Origin of the sequence: Pantoea sp. UBA5923 (assembly GCF_002431095.1) — a bacterium.
GTDB classification, from domain to species: Bacteria; Pseudomonadota; Gammaproteobacteria; order Enterobacterales; family Enterobacteriaceae; genus Pantoea; species Pantoea piersonii.
In genome coordinates, this window is the sequence record NZ_DJDN01000059.1 from 480 (window position 1) to 18,429 (window position 17,950).

The following is a 17,950-nucleotide window of genomic DNA, read 5'->3' on the forward strand; positions in this document are numbered from 1 at the left end:
CCTTTCATATCCGCCGCGCCGCGGCCATAAAGCCGGCCGTCGCGCTGCTGTAAGCAGAAGGGGTCACTTTGCCACTGCTGACCATCAACCGGTACCACATCGGTATGGCCGGATAGCACGATGCCCGGTTTATCCTGAGGGCCGATCACCGCCAGTAAACTGGCCTTCTGGCCGCTGGCGTCCGGCAACAGCTGACTGTCCACGCCGTAACGGGCCAGATATCTTTGCACATAGTCGATCAACGCCAGGTTGCTGTGGCGGCTGACCGTATCGAAAGCGATAAGGTCGGCCAGTAATAAGTGCGTAGCAGGATCATTCATCGCCCGGTACACCGTAGCTCGGCGCCTCGGATGGGTTAACGGCGCGTATCAGATAGGCTTCGCTTTGCGGCTGCCACAGCTGCCACAGGCGCGCCAGTTCGCCAATCGCATCCTCTTCATGCCAGTCGACGCGCAGATCGGTTACCGGCCAGCTTTCGCTGCTGACGACTTTGATGCCAGCGGAGAAAACAGGCCCGGCTTCGCCGCCCGCCTGCAAACCCGCCTGTAAAGCGGCGATCAGCCTGTCACCCAGCGACAGCGCTGGATCGGCGCTAAAACTGTCGACCATTGCATCGATTACTCCGGTATCAGCCAGCATATTGCCGGCTGCGACGCAGTTAACACCCTGACGGGTGTGATTAATGCCCAGCGTTCGCGCGCCGGAAAAAGCCGCGCTTTCGCCCCGACCGTCCAGCACTGTAACCTGCCGCCAGTCCGCCCAGGGTTCTTCCGCCATCACGGCGCTCAGCGCGTCGGCCGCTTTTTCTCCCTGCTCCAGACGCGTGAGAATTTTCGGGCCGAGCGACGGCAGCGTGACATTCTGGCTGGAGACCGCGCCCACTCCGCTCATCAGCCAGGGACAGCGCGCCGCTACCGCCATGCTGGATGAGCTGAGCGCGATGCCATACTGGCCGCTGCGCGGACAAAAACCGGCGATGGAAAAAGTCATATCACGCCTCCGGGATCACGGCGATGACGTCGATCTCCACCAGCCACTGCGGCTGAGCCAGCGCAGAAACCACCAGCCCGGTTGAGATGGGAAAGACACCTTTCAGCCATTTACCCACTTCCTGATAAACCGGCTCGCGATAGCGCGGATCGATAATGTAAGTGGTGGTTTTAACGATATGGCTGAGATCGCTGCCCGCCTCTTCTAACAGCTGCTTGATGTTCTTCATTGCCTGCTGCGCCTGCAAGCCAGGATCGCCCAGCCCGACCAGGTTGCCGTTAAAGTCCGTTCCGACCTGGCCGCGCACGTATACGGTATTTCCGGCACGTACTGCCTGGCAGAGATCGTTGTTCAGCGTCTGGTTAGGATACGTATCTTTGGTATTAAACATGCGGATGCGGGTATGGGTCGGTTGACTCATGGACATTTCCTTTCGCGGCGAGAGAGTGACGAAACCAGAGGCGCCTTATACGCGTAACTGGCTCGGGATTGACCTATTTTTGGGAAGGGAAGAATGAAAATAAATAATGTTTTTTATCTACTGAGAATAAGGAAAAACTGGCCTGTCCGAGACTCGTTTTTTTGAGGGCTTAGCCTAATAAAATACAAATTTATCTTCCATTTTCAGGCGGACATACTCAGTTTTCCCTGGTTTGAGGAGCTGGCGATGTCCCCTTCCGTAAAAGAACTACCGCTGAGTGTTCGCGACGCATTTCTGCATGCAGCGGAGAGTTGCGTGGCTGGCGTTAATATCGTTGCAACGGCCGGTACCGGCGGCAACGCGGCCGTTACGGTAAACGCCATGATTTCCGTCTCCGGCGAACCGCCGCTGGTTATGATTGCTTTGCACCGCGACAGCCCGATCTGCCTGGCTATCGCAGAAAACCGACGCTTCAGCATTAACGTGCTTTCCGAAGTGCAGAAGCGTCTGGCGCTGCGCTTCGCGATGCCGCAGGTTGGCAGAGATAACTTCAGCGACGACGACTGGACGTATGAATTGTCCGGCAACCCGCGGTTGAGAATGGCTGTCGCCAGCTTCGATTGTCAGTTGCAAAACCGATTTGTGCTGAACAGTAACCTGATGCTGGTCGGCGAAGTACAGATAATTCATCACCATCCCGGCATTCCTCTGGCGCGGCAGGCGCGTCAGTTTGTGTTGATCCAGCGCGATCAACCCTGAGCAGACCCGTTTTTACCTATAACCGGACGCGGAAAATACGAATTTCCAGGCCATACGTCCTGTGGAATAAATAATTTATTCATCATTCCCGGATCAACCGGGAAGAAACCAGAAACCAACACCGGAGCGACCTGCAAATGAATAACATGGTGAAATGCGTAACCCTCGGCGTTTCTCTTTTATCGGCGGCCTGCGCGCAGGCGGCAGTTATGACGCCGGGCAAACTGATGGTCGGCAGCGATCTGACCTTCCCGCCCTATGAATATCTGGACGGGAAAACCCCGGCCGGATTCGATATCGAGTTTATGAACGGTGTGGCTAAGGCGATGAAGCTGGAGCCGAGCTATGTCGATACCCGCTTTACCAGCCTGATCCCGGGATTACAGGCTAAACGTTACGATCTGATCGCCTCCGCGCTGTTTATCACGCCGGAACGCAGCAAAGTGATCGACATGGTGCCCTACCTGAAAACCGGCGAATCGCTGATTACGCTTGCAGGCAGCAGCTTCAAACCGAAAAAACCGGAAGAGCTGTGCGGGCATAAAGTCGGCTCGATGCAGGGCACCTACTGGCTGGAAAAACTGCATGCGCTCTCCACTGACTATTGCGCAAAGCAGGGTCTGAAGCCGATCGCCGTTAGCGAATATTCCACCGATCCACAAACCACCCAGGCGCTGCTGTCGCACGCGGTTGAGGTACAGATGACCGACGCCGCCGTGGCCAGCCAGGTCGTGGAGAAAATGCATGGCCGCCTGGCTGTGACGTCCGATACGTTGCTCTATCCGGTGCTGGTCGGGCTGGGCGTAAGCAAATCCGCGCCTGAGTTCAAACAGCAGCTTTCCGACGGCATTGCCGCGTTTAAAGCCAGCGGCGAGTACACGACGCTGCTGCAAAAATATCATCTGGCGGAACCCGGTGACGCCGATATTCAGGCACTGAAACAGTAATTCTGGCGGGCGGGAGTAAACGCATGACTTTTGACTGGAACTATTTGCTGAGTCTGCTGAGCAACGCAGACTTCTGGCTGGCGACCTGGACCGTTATCAAACTGAGCCTGTTGAGCTGGAGCCTCAGCATCGTGCTGGGCTTTGTGCTGGCGCTTGGCAAACAGGCGTCGCAGCCCTGGCTCAATCTCCCTGCCCGCGCTTATATCTGGCTGTTCCGCAGTCTGCCGCTGCTGGTGCTGCTGATATTCGTTTATAACATGCCGCAGGCGCTGCCTGCGTCGTCGGCAATCCTGAGCGATCCCTTCTGGGCGGGCCTGATTGCGCTGGTGCTGAGCGAAACGGCCTATATTGCCGAGATCCACCGCGGCGGACTGCTTTCCATTCCGAAAGGCCAGCGAGAGGCGGCGCGCGCCCTCGGTCTGCGCTATGCCGGCATTCAGTGGCGCGTCATTATTCCACAGGCGCTGCGCGTGGCGCTGCCGTCGCTGGCGAATGAATATATCTCTATCGTCAAGCTCAGCTCGCTGGTGTCAGTGATTTCGCTGACTGAAATTCTGATGGTCGGACAGCGCCTCTATTCACAGAACTTTCTGGTAATGGAGACCATGGCGGCGGTGGCGTTTTACTATGTCTTTATCGTGACGGTATTTGACTTCCTGTTGAAGCGTCTGGAGCGTTACCTGGATGTCACGCAGCGCAAAACCGCGCGCGCTGTCGATCCTGCGCTGCTGGCGCTGGCAAAGCAGCCGATACCTGCCGTTGCCCGTCCTGCGACAGAGAATCCGGTTCCTGCATTGCAGGCAGCGAAACTGCATAAGGCTTACAACAATGTGGAAGTGCTGGGTGCGGTCAGCCTGCAAATCCAGCCCGGCGAAGTGGTATCGGTGATCGGCCCGTCCGGTTCCGGCAAAACTACTCTGATCCGGCTGCTGAATGGTCTTGAACAGATCGATAACGGCGAAATTCGCATTAACGACCAGCCGTTTATTCGTCTCAGCCAGCAGGGGGCACAGAAGCCCCGCTTCGTGGAGCATGACGAGCATCGTTTGAACATCGGTATGGTATTCCAGAGCTTTAACCTGTTTCCGCACCTGACGGTGATGAATAACCTGCTGCTGGCGCCGCGCTATCATCGGCTGGCTCCGCTCAGCGAACTTAAGCATCACGTTAGCGTACTGTTGCAAAAAGTCGGGATGCTGGAACACGCGTTCAAGTATCCGCATCAGCTTTCCGGCGGCCAGCAGCAGCGCGTCGCTATCGCCCGCGCGCTGATGATGCGTCCGCAAATCATGCTGTTCGATGAACCAACCTCGGCGCTAGACCCGGAGAAGGTCAATGAGGTGCTGCAGGTGATTGAAAACCTGGCGGACGAAGGGATTACGATGATTATCGTAACGCATGAGATGAACTTCGCCTTTACCGTCTCCGATCGTATCGTATTCATGGAGAAAGGCCGCGTGGTCTGCGACGATTCGCCGCAGGCATTGCGCAACGGCGAGCATCCGCGTATCAACGCCTTTTTGAAGGATGTGAATTTCGCGCCCGCAACGACGTCATAAAACCTTGATAACAGAGAGCGTTATCAAAACCGATATAGACGTAGATAACGCTTTTGCGCTGGCGTATGCGGCAAAATCCAGGATCCGCAGCCCAAATCACTCATCCCTGGTTTAGCGCTTACCCCTCTTCCCACCCTCGGATGAGCCTGATTCCAGATGCCACTTAGTCAGCATCGTCATACTGTGTTCACGGGCGATCGCTTTCAGCATCGTCAGACGCGCTTCATCAAAGTGTGTCCATTTAAGCTGCGTCAGTACGGTGTTTTGCATGGCGTGTATCATCGCGACCTGGCCGATAAGCGAAACCGTCCGCAGGCGGGTGATTTCTGCGCTGACTGATTGTTGGGTAATACGTCCGATAAGCTGAAAACCTGCCTGGAAGATTTTGTTCCCGATTAACTTCTGCATCAGCGCAAACGCCTGTTCTGGCCCGTCGCCCATCTGCAGGCGGGCATGAAATAACCGCTTGCCGGCCGGGTTTTTGCTGCCGGTGATGCGGTCAAACATGGTGTCGAGCAACGCGCAAAAAAGCGTTTTGCACTCCTCGATATCGCTATTCTCGTCAGGGCTTTCAATGCGCTCCAGCAGCGGCTGGAAGAAGGCGTAACTCTCATTAGCCAGTGAGTCGACACAGGCGAGGTAAAGCCCTTCTTTGTTTTCAAAGTAATACTGCAACGCAGGTGTGTTCACCCCTGCTGCCGTCGCTATCTGCCGGGTTGTTGCCGTCTTAAATCCCCGTTCGCCAAAAATCTCGACGGCAGCATCAATTATGCGCTGGCGCGTCTCTTCGCCACGGTGATATCCGCTTTCTGTTGAATGCCTTAAGGGCTTTAGATTTTTTCCCGACACGCCGCTCCTCCTGTCGCTTGTACGCGCATTATACGCAGTTATCTGCGGGGTTATAAAATATATCGCTTGACATAAATTCAGCTCGCAGACAATTTATATCACGCGATATAATTTCCTTTACAGAGGTTTACCTTGCTGTACCTTTCAGTAGCCACTTCAGCATCACCCGCTCAAGGTGATGCCTCCCGTTCAGTAACCAGACCCAAACCTAAAAGCAAGCGGATGCGTTTACTCCTGCTGATTGCCGTCGTGGTTATCGCGCTGATTTGCGCCGTCTGGTATTTTTTGACGCGTTATACAGAATCGACCAATGATGCCTATCTTCAGGCTGACAGCGTGACGCTGGCGCCTAAGGTATCTGGAAATATCGTGGCCGTTCTGGTTAATGACAACCAGGTCGTTAAAGCCGGCGACCCGCTGGTTCGCATCGAAAACGACCAGTATCAGGCGCGGGTCAATGAGATGCAGGCCACGATTAAAGCCCGTGAGGCGGCAATCGAACGCGCAAGAGCGGATATCACCCGTCAGCAGGCTGAGATTGAACAGGCTCAGGCTCAGTACGCCTCTGCCCAGGTGCAGTTACGTTATGCCTCGCATGAATACGACCGCTATCGTCCGCTGGCTGCCAGCGGTGCCGAAGCGAGCGAACATCTGGCCGACTTAAAGCGCAGTCGCGATGCCGCGCAAGCGGATGTCGCAGCCAATGCCGCAGCGGTAAAAGCCGCTTCCGCCCAGATTGATACGCTGAAGGCGCAAATCGTACAAAGTGAAGCGGAACTGGCGTCATCAAGAGCCAGTCTGGCGCAGTCCGATATCGATCTTAAAAATACGCTCGTGAGTAGCCCGATAGATGGCGTGATCGGCAACCGCACCGTCCGGGTGGGCCAGTATGTGCAGCCGGGCACCCGTATGCTGACGGTGGTGCCGCTCAACGACATTTATCTGACCGCTAATTTCAAAGAAACCCAACTGACCAATATGCGCCCGGGTCAGCCCGCTACGCTGCACGTTGATGCGCTGCCGGATCTGAAACTCAAAGGCGTGGTTGACAGCTTCTCACCCGGTACCGGATCGCAGTTCGCGCTGCTGCCGCCGGAAAATGCGACGGGTAACTTTACTAAAATCGTCCAGCGCGTACCGGTGAAAATCCGCATTACCGCCGCGCCAGAGGAACGTAAGCGGCTCTTACCCGGCATGTCAGTGACGGTCGATGTCGATACCCATGAACAGGGTGCAGGAAAATGAGTGCGGCTGGCGTCACGTCGCAAGAGGCGGAGAAGGCCTCGCTGTCGGACTGGATAGCGGTTATCGCCGGTGCGCTGGGGGCGTTGCTGGCCACCCTTGATATCTCTATTACCAACTCGGCGCTGCCGCAAATCCAGGGAGAGCTTGGCGCAACCGGCACCGAGGGAACCTGGATCTCTACGGGTTACCTGATGTCCGAGATCGTCATGATCCCGCTGGCAGGCTGGCTTACCCGGGTGTTTGGCTTACGAAACTTCCTCATCTCGATGGCGGTATTCTTTACGCTGTTTTCCATTATCTGCGGTCTGTCAGAAAGCCTGCCGCAGATGGTGTTAGGGCGTATCGGCCAGGGTTTTACCGGCGGCGCGATGATACCGACCGCGCAGATGATTATTCGTACCCGCCTGCCGCGCTCTCAGCTGCCGCTGGGCATGTCGATATTTGGTCTGATTGTCATTCTGGGGCCGGTACTCGGCCCAGTCATGGGCGGCTGGCTGGCAGAAAATATCAGCTGGCACTGGTGCTTTTTTATTAACGTGCCGGTGAGCGTGGCGCTGGTGTTCCTGCTGTTAAACGGCCTGAATAAAGAAGAAACCAACTGGACTGAATTTATTCGCGCGGACTGGACTGGCGTGCTGGGACTTAGCGCGGCGCTTAGCTCACTGACGGTGGTGCTGGAAGAGGGGCAGCGCGAACGCTGGTTTGAATCTACCGAAATTTGCTGGCTTAGCGTGGTATGCGCGATCGGGTTTGTTCTGCTGCTGATCTCTCAGGTTAGCGCACGCAGGCCGGTCATTCGTTTGTCGCTACTGTTTAACTTCCGCTTTCTCAGCGTCATCGTCATCGTTTTTATCCTCGGCATCGCTCTCTACTGCATCTTATATCTGCTGCCGCAGTTTCTGAGCGGCATAGCTGACTATAACGCCCAGCAGTCCGGGATGGTGTTGCTGATCTCAGGCATACCCAGTCTGTTGCTTATGCCCTTTCTGCCCAGGCTGTTGACCAAAATCGATATCAAATTACTGGTCATATGCGGTATCGGCTTCTTTGCGTGGAGCTGTTTTCTGGACACGACGCTGACCGTACAAAGCAACGGCGACGATTTTTTCTGGTCGCAAATTTTGCGCGGCGCCGGTCAGATCCTGGCGATGATGCCGCTGAATCAGGCGTCAATGGCGGCGGTGCGTACCGAAGAAGCGGCCGATGCAGCCGGTCTTTACAATATGATGCGCAACCTCGGCGGCTCGGTCGGACTTGCGCTGGTTGGCATATTTATCGACCGGCAAAGCAAGCTGCACAACGACGTCATCCGCGAATCCATCAGCGCGAATTCGCCGCTGGTCACTGACAGAATGGCGACCAGCAGCGCCGGATTTTTCAGCCAGACCGGCGATGCCGCCTATTCAGCCACACAGGCGCTGGCACAGCTGGCGCAGCAGATTCAACAACAGGCGCTGGTGCTGACCTATTCAGAAACCTTCTATCTGATGGGGTTTGCCCTGATCTGCTGTATACCTCTCACTTTCCTGTTGCGCTCACCGCATAAGCCCGGCGCCGCTTCCAGCTCGATGAAAAAATGATGAATAAATTCAATAAACTCTCCTACACCATGCTGATGTTGCTGCCTGTGCTGACAGGCTGTACGGTTGGTCCGGATTACCATGAGCCTGCCAGCCCGGTTAAAGCCACTAAATATGCCCGGCTTCCTGATACAGGCTTCGCCACTTCGCCAGCGACATCAGCATGGTGGACCACGCTAAACGCTCCGCTGCTGAACCAGCTTATTGACGACGCGTTAAAAAATAATCCCGATATTGGCATCGTACGCGCGCGACTACGCCAGGCGCGGGCGACGCTGAGCGGCAATAAAGCGAGTGAATATCCTTCGCTGTCGGCGTCAGGCGCCGCGGTCCGGGCGCATCTTCCCGACAGCGTGGCGACAGGCGATACAAACCCGCTGTCGTTGTATACCACCAGTTTTGACGCCAGCTGGGAGGTGGATCTCTTTGGCGGTACACGCCGGGCGATTGAAGCGTCCCGCGCTATGGAGCAGGCGTCTGTTGCCAACATTGCGGATGCGCAGGTTTCCATTACGGCAGAGGTCGCCAGAAACTATCTGATGCTGGCCGGTGCGCGACAGCAGCTGGCGTTGCTGAAGCGTTCAGTCGAGGTGCAGCAGCAAATGCTCACCCTGACCCAGCAAAGACGTCACCAGGGCACCGCCAGCGACAGCGATGTAGAGCGCCTCGTTACTCAGCTGGAAACAACCCAGGCTCAGCTGTCGCCTTTGCAGGCGGATATTGATGGGTATCTGGATACGCTCGCTTTCCTGGTTGGGAAAACGCCCGGCGAGCTTGATGGCATGCTGTCAAATATTAACAGCCTGCCGCAGCTCCCCTCTAATATTAACGTTTCCGATCCGGGCGAGCTGTTAAAACGCAGGCCGGACGTGCGCAGCGCAGAACGCCAGCTTGCTGCGAAAACGGCGGAGATTGGCGAACACAAGGCGGACTACTTTCCCAAAGTTAATCTTGTCGGGACGCTGGGATTTAGCACCGCCGAGGGCGCCCTGCTTGAAAAGCAGAATATGTCATGGATGCTGATCCCTTTTCTACAGTGGAACTTCCTGGATTTCGGCCGGGTAGGCGCCCAGGTCGATAAGGCTCAGGCGGAGCGCGACGAAGCGGAAGCGCAGTGGCGTAAGACGGTGCTGGACGCGTTGCGCGACGCCAACTCATCCCTCTCCCGCTACGGCCACCAGCGGCAAAATGTAGTCGATCTCTATCGCGTAAGCGCGTCGGCGCAGCACGCCAGCTCGCTTGTACAACAGCGCTATAAAGCAGGCGCCGCCAGCCTGATCGACTATCTGGACAGCGAGCGCACCCTGCTGGCCGCCCAGCAGGATGAGATTAATGCCCAGACTCAACTCACCGTAGATTTCGTGGCGTTACAAAAAAGTCTGGGGCTGGGTTGGCAATAAGGCGCTGAAGACCCGACACTCTTTTTTTTATAAAAACGCTAACGGACACTATGGCGATAAAAAAAGCGCTACCGCCCCTGATGGCGACATTACTCTCAGGGATTCTGAACGTCGCCTGGGCGGATACGGTATGGCTGAATAATGGCGATCGTCTTACGGGCACCGTTCGCTATTTGAGCGACGGTAAGCTGGGACTGGATACGGAATATGGCGGTACGCTAACTTTAAAGTGGAGCGCCGTCAGTACCCTTGCCAGCAATAACCCTTTTGTGGTGGAAAATAAAAAGACCGGGGAGAACTATCACGTAACTTTAACGGCGGGCGATCCTGGTTACGTCTGGGTAAGGCGCGACGATGAGCGTCAGCAGCAGAAAGTCTCGGTCAAACGCATAGACGATTTTATGAAAGAAAAAGTGCGGACTGATGCGCTATCCTGGACAGGAAATATAGACGCGGGCGTGAATATAAAAAAATCCTCGACCAAAACCGATGATTATAACTTCTCGCTCAATACTAAGCTTAGCCAGGGACGCTGGCGGCATGATATTGGCGCGACCTACAACCGTGAGCAGGAAAATGAGAGCGTAAATACGGATAATTACAGCCTGCGCTATGCCTTTGACTACATTTTCCGTGAACAATATTTCTGGCAAACGCGCGGTACATATAAACGTGACTGGGTGGAGGATGTTTCCCGCCAGGCGCTGATTGGTACCGGTCCAGGTTATCAGCTATGGGATACTGAGCTAAGTTCTTTTTCCGTTTCAATACTGGCAGGCGCGTTTGGCTACGGCTACAGCGACGGGAGCAGTGACGATCACCTTGGCGCTTCTGTTCGCTGGAATTATCAGCGCTATTTGCTGGCAAAAAAGGTGACGCTTTACAGTAACGGGGATATTGGACATTCGCTGGATGAGGACGATATTTTCACAATGGATGCAGAGGTCGGCTTGCGCTATTCGCTAACGTCCTGGTCAACCTGGCATATCGGCTATCATAAAAATCTGGTACACGGCACGCGCGACAATCTGAATGAAGGCACCTTTTCAACCGGCCTCGGCGTGAAATGGTAATCGTTAATCAACGGGCGTCAGGCTTATTCTGCTACAGGTCAATAAAACCTGCGTGGCGCCCGCTTTTATCATTTAAGCGGGCCGGGGCATCAGCAGATTAAATTTGGCTACTGGCGATGATTGCGCAGCGGAACGAAAAGAATCAGGGCCGCAGAGCGATAAGCGCCGCTCGCGTTAATGACGCTCGATAATGTAAATAAAAACCCGTTCCTGTATCTTCTCTCTGTTAGATTAGCTGCGTAATTACTGTATGATGCCTGACTAACCATTGCTGCCGGCACACATCCTTTTATATGCGAAAGAATACGTTGCGAACTTCAGGCTCCTCTCTGTTAAAAACGTCTCTTGGTAAAAGCATGGTGATGTTTTTATTGCTGACGAGCCTCTTTGTTATTGGCATCAATGCCTGGTCTTTATGGAACTCGTGGCAGCAAAAAGTCAGCGAGAGAAAAGATGATGCCCGTAACCTTTCCGTCTCTCTGGCAAAACAGGCTGAAGATGCGATTCTTCAGGTAGATATTACGCTGGCGGATGCGGTAAGACAGCTAAGGCAGCGCGGAAACGACTATGCTGCGACGCCAGCTTTTCTGCATCAGCTAAAAGAGCAGCAAAGTAAACTGCCCCAGCTACACGGGTTGTTTATTTACGATACGGCGGGCCACTGGATTGCTTCTTCCGGCAATTTTATTCCAACTAATGCCAGCAATGCCGATCGAGACTATTTCATCTGGCATCGCACCCATAACGATACCAATTTGTTGATCAGCCACGTTATACGCAGCCGCTCGACCGGCGATCTGGTGATCCCTGTTTCCGTTCGCCTTAACGATGCGCAGGGTAATTTTGCCGGCGTTGCGCTGGCGACCGTACGGGTAGACTATTTCCGCCAGTATTACAGCTATTTTTCCCTGGGCGAAAAGGACACGTTAGGGCTGATTCTGGCAGATTCTTCAGCGCTCTATATCCGCCCTTTCTCCGATGCCTACATTGGCAGAATGCTCTCAACCAGCCCGCTGTTCGAAACCGAGCTTAAAGCGGCCTCCAGCGGCAATGCTACGTGGCGCTCATCCTTTGACGGCGTGGAGCGCGTATTTGGTTACGCCCGGCTTGAACGTTATCCGCTGATTGTCACCGCTGGCTACGATCTGGCAAGTATTCGTATGGCGTGGCTCTCAGGCAATCTGCTGAACGTGCTGCTCAACCTGGCGCTGTTGGGCATTATCAACGGCATCGGCGTGCTGGTGCTCCGCCAGGTCGGCACCAACGTCAGAAACCAGCTTGAGCTCTCTTTTGTCCGCGACGAGCTGACCACCATTAACCATACGCTGCAGTCGCTGGCGCTGGTGGATGGTTTAACCGGGCTTGCCAACCGCCGCCAGTTTGACGCGCTGCTGGAGCAGGCGTTGCTGAGATCGCATAAAACCGGCGACCCGCTGGCGCTGATCATGATCGATATCGACTTTTTCAAGCGCTACAACGACACCTACGGACATGTATCAGGAGATGAGTGTTTGCAGGATGTCGCTCAGGCGCTTAAGGGCAGCGTTCAGTACCACGGCGACGTGGTGGCGCGCTACGGCGGAGAGGAGTTCGCGATTATCATGCCCAACACTGACTTTTCCGAGGCGAAAATCGTTGCTGATGAGGCCGTCAGGTCGGTTATGGAGTTAGGTATTGCTCACGAAACCACAGAGACGGCGGCAGGCGTTGTCACCATCAGCGCGGGTTACTTTGCGCTGATATCTAAAGGCGATCCTTCAGAAGCAGAACAGCTGAAACGTGAGGCTGATCAGGCGCTTTATCAGGCGAAGCGCAATGGACGCAATCAGGCCTACGGTCAACAGTGACGGGCCAGACAGGCGCGTCCTGGATGTGAATATGCAGCAAAAATAAAAGTGGGGCATCGCTGCCCCACTGCTGTTTACTGACTCAGCCTCAACTCAAGGCTTTACTTCGGCAGCGCGTAAACCACAACCTGGTCGCCCACCTGATCTTTCAGGATGGTATTACCGCCCGCCACAAAGGCCACATACTGACGCCCCTGATATTCATAAACAGAGGGGTTCGCCACGGCAGGCGCTTCAGCCTGATCGGACCACAGCTCTTTGCCGCTCTCCAGCGAATAGGCGCGCACTTTGGCATCCATTGAGGCGCCAATAAAGATAACGCCGCCAGCGGTCACTGCCGGGCCGCCAATGGTGGGCGAGCCCCAGCTTTCAGGCATAAAGAAGCCGTACTGCTGAGATGCGCCAACCGGACGACGCCACTTCACCTCGCCGGTGTGCATATCCAGCGCCACCAGCTCGCCAAACGGCGGCTGCCAGCAGGGCATGCCGAGCCAGTTATTCGCTACGTCAAGACGCATCCCGTAGGGCGCGCCCTCTTGCGGAGCAAAACCGCTCTCGTTGCCAGAGCCTTTATCCGCTTTGTCATAGTCTTCACGGCTCTAGAGCTTCACGTACTGCACGATATGAGAGACGTTGACTACCGCGATCTGATTCTGCGGATCGAAGGCTACGCCGCCCCACTGCACGCCACCAGCGCTGTCCGGGTAAGTTAATGTACCCTCGCCTTTGGTTGTCGGCGGGGTATACATGCCCTCGTAGGTCAGCTTATCCCACAGGCGTGAACACTGGCCGGCGCCAACGATATCCGCCAGCTTCCAGATTTCAGGCTTTTTAGACTGATCGAGCAGCGGCGCGGGTTTAGTAGGGAACGGCTGCGTCGGAGACAGTTTCTCGCCCTGTACGGAGCCATCGCCTTGCGGTACCGGGCGCTCCTCGATTGGCCAGACATCTTCACCCGTCAGGCGGTTCACCACGAACAGGAAGCCCTGTTTGGTTGCCTGGATAAGCGCGGGGATCTGCTTGCCATTGACCGTGATGTCCATCAGCGTCGGCGCGGAGTTGATATCGTAATCCCACACGTCGTGATGCACCCACTGACGCGACCAGACCACTTTACCGGTGTTCACATCCAGCGCGGTGGTGGATGTACCGAGCGGAATAGCGTCAACGCGGTTGCCGCCCCAGTAGTTCGGCGAAGGTGACGAAACCGGCAGGTAGATCAGGCCGTGAGCTTCGTCTGCTGACATATGAGTCCAGACGTTGGCGGTGCCGGTACGTTTGCGGATATCAGCCGGAATGGCATCGAAGGTCCATTCACGCTGGCCGGTCTCTGCGTTGATAGAAAAGACTGTGCCGGGAGGCGCTTCAGCGTAGGCCCAGTCTTTACCTGCCCAACCCACAATCAGATGGTTGCCGACCACGGTAGGCGGCTGCAACAGCGACAGCGGATATTTGGCGTTCAGGGTATTCCACTGATTAACGTCCAGTACGCCTTTATTGGCGAACTGTTCACACGGCTTGCCGGAGTCTGCATCCAGCGCGTAGAGTTTGGCGTCAACGGTGCCCATATAAACGATTTTTTGACAGGCCTGCCCGGCGACCGGGTTTTTAGCCTGCCAGTAGGAGACGCCGCGATTCTTCAGAACCGGCTGCGTCAGCGCTTCGCGCGGGGCTTTGGTATCGTAGTGCCACTTCTCTTTACCGGTTCCCGGATCCAGGGCGATCAGGCGGTCAAAGGGCGTACCAATATAGATTGTCTCGTTAGCAAAAACCGGTGTGGCTGACCAGACCGTTGCGGGCGTTTTACCTTTGCCATCGGAAACGTCGCCGGTATGGAATTCCCACACCTTCTCTAGTTTACTGACGTTATCAGCCGTGATCTGTTTAAGCGGGCTGTACTTCTGGGCATTGAGCTGACCGTGGAAGCTGTCCCAGGTCGCGTTTTCCGGCACCAGCGGCGAAGCCACGCCGGACGCTGACTCCACCTTCTGTCCATCCTGCCCGGAAGAGGCCTCTTTAGTGGTGTTGGTGGTGCCTGGTGCCTGCTGGTTAGCGGCATCCACATTAAGCTTCTTCTGCGTTCCCTGAGAAGCTTCTGTGGCTTTATCCTGCGCCTGTAATGTGAGTGGCGCCACCAGCAGAGCAAGCGCAGTCATGCTGACTTTCATCAGCTGGTTCTGTTTATCTTTATGCACGGTCGGTTCCTCAGGATCTGGCGTATTGATGATGGGTTGCCTTCTCTTTACTCAGCGCAATGAGTCCGATCAGGCCGACAACCATCGCTGCGGTAATAACCCACTGATGCAGCAGCAGCGCGGCAAATCCAATGCCAACCAGCACGATGAGGGTGATGATGGTCCAGAAAATGCGAGCGCCCCGTGTTGAAACGCCACGTAAGATAAAGGCCAGCACCGCCAGAACCACACTGGCGATGACCACGCCAAGCGCACCGATAGTGCCGGTAACGCCGGTTAATGGTGTAAGCCAGGCATAAAGCGCCAGTGCGAAGCTGGCCACCGCAGCCAGCAGCAGCAAAATGCTGCCCAGGCGCGAGCGTTGAGATTGCAACATACCAGGAAGTCCCCTGCGAAAAGAAAATTAGAAAAAGGAATAGTTAGTGGGTCTATACGGGCGCCTTTCGCGCAGCGTTATCAGCTAAAAAGAGAGCGCAGCGCAGAAATAGCGGCATATTTCACTTAACGCAGTAGAGTATAGATGCGGATCCGCGAGTTGCTTCCCGCAAGCGCAAAGGGAACATTAAGAGCAGCAACATCTGTCCGGTTTCGGCTTGAGTATCGTTGCTGCTGGCTGGAGATTGGGCTGGCGCTGATTTCGCTGCCGGTAAAGCAGCGCAGGCGTCAATATGCCGCTTGAGGAAAGTTACCAGGGCGCCCGGCTTTTATCGAAGTAGAAGCCCGCTGTCGTTTCTAAAGGATCGAGACCAGCTAGCCAGACGATGCCTTCAGCGGCCTGCTCAACGGTTCGGTAGCCGGTATGCCCGTTAAAATCGGTAGCGGTATAGCCTGGATCGACGGCGTTAACGCTGATGGTAACGTCCCTCAGCTCTTTAGCGAAAGCGACGGTTACTGCATTCAGGGCCGTTTTTGAGCTGTTGTACCCCATTGCCTCCACGCGGGAAAAGGGATGGTTCGGATCGGAAACCCATGTCAGCGAGCCTAATCCGCTGCTGACCATAACAACACTGGCGCCTGCTGCGGCTTTAAGCAGAGGCAAAAAAGCCTGGGTGACCCGGATGGCACCGAGCACATTGGTATCGTAGATCGCTTCGATATCCCTGATACTCTGCTCGCTGGGCGCCACGGGATAGCTGCCTGAGATGCCGGCATTATTAATCAGAATATCCAGCGTCCCCTCTTCCTTGAGCACCCGCTGAGCAGCCGCCTGAATAGTCGCCCTATCCGTTACGTCAATGATCAGCAGCCGGACATCAACACCCTCTGCCGCCAGGCTGGCCGCGGCCGACTGCCCTCGCACTTCGTCGCGACAGCCCAGCCAGACCCGATAACCGAGGCGGCCCATTTGCCGGGCCGTTTCAAAACCGATGCTTTTATTCGCGCCGGTAATAAGCACGCTTTTGCTCTTCATATTGCCTCTCCGCTTATTTTGTCTTTTTGCTAAAAAGACGCCTCTTTTGTGTTCTGAATTTATAACTTGCCTGATAGCTTTGATAAACGGACACAATGCGAACAGGCTGATCGGTATGGCGAACAATAACGGCGCGGCGGGGATGGAAAACCTGTCGATCTTTCTTACCGTGTTAAACGAAAGGAGTTTCCGTACGGCGGCGAAACAGCTTGGTCTGTCGCCCTCGACCGTAAGCGAAAAAGTCTCCGCGCTGGAGCGGGAGCTGGGAATACCGCTATTAATCAGAACGACGCGCAGCGTAACGGCCACAGCGGCGGGCCTGGCGCTGGCCGAACGCGTTACGCCGCTGCTCACAGAGATGCGGGCCGCGCTGAATGATGTGGCGAGTTCGCAGCAATCTATTCGCGGCGTACTGAAACTGAACGTCACCGGCGCGGTGATGGTGGATATTCTACCGCCGCTGCTGGATAGCTTTCTTTCCCGGCATCCGCAACTGCGGGTCGAGCTTATGGTTGATGACCGTCTGGTGGACGCGACGCTGGCGGGCTGCGACGCAGGCATACGCTACGGTGAACATCTGGCGAAAGATACCATCGCTGTGCCGATAGGGCCGCGCACCCAGAGGCTGGCGCTGGCCGCCTCGCCCGGTTATCTCGCCTCGTGCGGCTCTGTTGCTCATCCTGCCGATCTGCTTGAACATGCGTGCATTCGCCTGAAATATTCAAGCGGCGCGCTAATACCCTGGGAGTTTGAACGGGCGGGTAAAACCTTTATCGTCGATCCTCCTGGTCGTTTGACCATCGGCGTCAACGGCGCTTCTGCCGCCATTGATCTGGCGCGAAGCGGCAAAGGCATCATTGCTACGTTTGAAAACTGGCTACAGCCCCATTTTGCAACCGGCGATCTTCAGCCTCTGCTGCCTGAGTGGTGGCTGGCATTTGAAGGGCCCTGGCTCTACTTTTCCAGTCGCTTTAAAGCTGCGCCGCTGCGCGCATTCGTAGACTTTCTTAAAGAAGAGCGTGACGCCAGCGCCTGGCCCATAAAAAGTTAAGCCTGACAATAATCAGGTATTATTGTCAGGCTTCTGTAGGACGCGCTTGTTGTTACTTCAGCGCCTGGCTGTCAACGGCTGATGCTTAAGTTCAGCGCGTCGATTGACGTGCGAAGACCCGCCTCAACGCTCATGGTGAGATCTTCCATCTCCAGCGATACGTCGCCATCATAACCGGTCATGCGCAGCACTGAGAAAAACTCCTTCCACCACTTCAGATCCTGACCACATCCTACCGCCACATAGTTCCAGGTGCGGGTTTTGGTGTTGGTTACCGGCTGGTATTCCATCAGGCCGTCAATATCCGCCAGACCACGCTCAATACGCGCATCTTTGCCATGGACGTGGAAGATCGCCCCTTCGAGTTTACGCGCAGCGGCAATCGGATCGGCGCCCATTGCAATCAGATGCGACGGGTCAAGGTTCATGCCGATCATATCGTCGACGGCGTTACGCAGACGCAGCAGCGTCGACGGGTTGTAGACCAGCTGGCTCGGAAACTCTTCAAGTGCGATCTGCTCTACGCCATGCTGTTTAGCGTGCTGCACAAACTTTTTCCACCAGGGAATAGCCACTTCATTCCACTGATAATCAATCACGCCTGGCATGTAACCTGGCCAGGA

General features: G+C 55.5%; 16 protein-coding genes and 1 pseudogene. 9 read left to right on the forward strand and 8 right to left on the reverse strand.

The window, feature by feature from the left end; translation table 11 throughout:
- The 3 genes from B3797_RS13985 to B3797_RS13995 form a co-directional block, all read right to left on the reverse strand.
- A partial coding sequence (locus B3797_RS13985; RefSeq protein WP_311791388.1) for a M20/M25/M40 family metallo-hydrolase occupies positions 1–320 on the reverse strand: 320 nt, incomplete at its 3' end.
- Positions 313–990 carry a DUF1028 domain-containing protein gene (locus B3797_RS13990; protein ID WP_311791389.1) on the reverse strand — a complete coding sequence of 226 codons (678 nt, stop codon included), beginning with the start codon at positions 988–990 and terminating at the stop codon, positions 313–315. The genes B3797_RS13990 and B3797_RS13985, both read right to left, overlap by 8 nt.
- Position 991: 1 nt before the next feature.
- Positions 992–1,411 (reverse strand): RidA family protein, encoded by a 420-nt coding sequence (locus tag B3797_RS13995; protein WP_311791390.1) that lies wholly within the window; start codon positions 1,409–1,411, stop codon positions 992–994.
- 315 nt (positions 1,412–1,726) lie between these two features.
- Here B3797_RS13995 and B3797_RS14000 point away from each other — a divergent pair, with 315 nt between their 5' ends.
- From B3797_RS14000 to B3797_RS14010, 3 genes are all read left to right on the forward strand, one after another.
- Positions 1,727–2,170, forward strand: a complete 444-nt coding sequence (locus B3797_RS14000) for a flavin reductase family protein (RefSeq protein WP_311791391.1) — start codon at positions 1,727–1,729, stop codon at positions 2,168–2,170.
- A 146-nt stretch (positions 2,171–2,316) separates the two neighbouring features.
- Positions 2,317–3,117 carry an ABC transporter substrate-binding protein gene (locus tag B3797_RS14005; RefSeq protein WP_414693087.1) on the forward strand — a complete coding sequence of 267 codons (801 nt, stop codon included), beginning with the start codon at positions 2,317–2,319 and terminating at the stop codon, positions 3,115–3,117.
- Between the two features lie 23 nt (positions 3,118–3,140).
- Entirely contained in the window at positions 3,141–4,676 is a 1,536-nt protein-coding gene (locus B3797_RS14010) for an amino acid ABC transporter permease/ATP-binding protein (protein ID WP_311791393.1), read from the forward strand.
- Between the two features lie 111 nt (positions 4,677–4,787).
- On the opposite strand, the gene B3797_RS14015 is transcribed toward B3797_RS14010, so the two are convergent.
- Complete coding sequence (locus tag B3797_RS14015) at positions 4,788–5,525, reverse strand: CerR family C-terminal domain-containing protein (RefSeq protein WP_311791394.1); 738 nt, start codon at positions 5,523–5,525, stop codon at positions 4,788–4,790.
- 222 nt (positions 5,526–5,747) lie between these two features.
- Here B3797_RS14015 and B3797_RS14020 point away from each other — a divergent pair, with 222 nt between their 5' ends.
- The 5 genes from B3797_RS14020 to B3797_RS14040 all read left to right on the forward strand — a co-directional run bounded on the left by B3797_RS14020 (position 5,748) and on the right by B3797_RS14040 (position 12,670).
- A complete protein-coding gene (locus B3797_RS14020) occupies positions 5,748–6,770 on the forward strand; it encodes an HlyD family secretion protein (RefSeq protein ID WP_311791395.1) in 1,023 nt (340 codons plus the stop codon).
- Entirely contained in the window at positions 6,767–8,350 is a 1,584-nt protein-coding gene (locus tag B3797_RS14025) for an MDR family MFS transporter (RefSeq protein ID WP_311791396.1), read from the forward strand. The genes B3797_RS14020 and B3797_RS14025 overlap by 4 nt, the downstream gene beginning before the upstream one ends.
- On the forward strand, positions 8,347–9,750 hold the full coding sequence (locus tag B3797_RS14030; protein WP_311791397.1) for an efflux transporter outer membrane subunit: 1,404 nt from the start codon (positions 8,347–8,349) through the stop codon (positions 9,748–9,750). Before B3797_RS14025 ends, B3797_RS14030 begins: the two co-directional genes overlap by 4 nt.
- A gap of 50 nt (positions 9,751–9,800) precedes the next feature.
- Entirely contained in the window at positions 9,801–10,823 is a 1,023-nt protein-coding gene (locus B3797_RS14035; protein WP_311791398.1) for a DUF481 domain-containing protein, read from the forward strand.
- Between the two features lie 356 nt (positions 10,824–11,179).
- Complete coding sequence (locus B3797_RS14040) at positions 11,180–12,670, forward strand: sensor domain-containing diguanylate cyclase (RefSeq protein WP_311791399.1); 1,491 nt, start codon at positions 11,180–11,182, stop codon at positions 12,668–12,670.
- Between the two features lie 101 nt (positions 12,671–12,771).
- Here the strand turns inward: B3797_RS14040 and B3797_RS14045 are convergent.
- The 3 genes and pseudogenes from B3797_RS14045 to B3797_RS14055 form a co-directional block, all read right to left on the reverse strand.
- Positions 12,772–14,826 (reverse strand): annotated as a pseudogene (locus B3797_RS14045) (pyrroloquinoline quinone-dependent dehydrogenase).
- 49 nt (positions 14,827–14,875) lie between these two features.
- A complete protein-coding gene (locus tag B3797_RS14050) occupies positions 14,876–15,241 on the reverse strand; it encodes a hypothetical protein (protein ID WP_311791400.1) in 366 nt (121 codons plus the stop codon).
- Between the two features lie 309 nt (positions 15,242–15,550).
- On the reverse strand, positions 15,551–16,276 hold the full coding sequence (locus B3797_RS14055) for an SDR family oxidoreductase (RefSeq protein WP_311791401.1): 726 nt from the start codon (positions 16,274–16,276) through the stop codon (positions 15,551–15,553).
- A 115-nt stretch (positions 16,277–16,391) separates the two neighbouring features.
- Between B3797_RS14055 and B3797_RS14060 the strand changes: the two genes are divergently transcribed.
- Positions 16,392–17,327, forward strand: coding sequence for a LysR family transcriptional regulator (locus B3797_RS14060; protein ID WP_311791402.1), 936 nt, complete (start codon positions 16,392–16,394; stop codon positions 17,325–17,327).
- Between the two features lie 71 nt (positions 17,328–17,398).
- Here B3797_RS14060 and B3797_RS14065 read toward each other — a convergent pair.
- Positions 17,399–17,950, reverse strand: a 552-nt coding sequence (locus tag B3797_RS14065; RefSeq protein WP_311791403.1) for a sugar phosphate isomerase/epimerase, incomplete at its 5' end; no start/stop codon positions are given.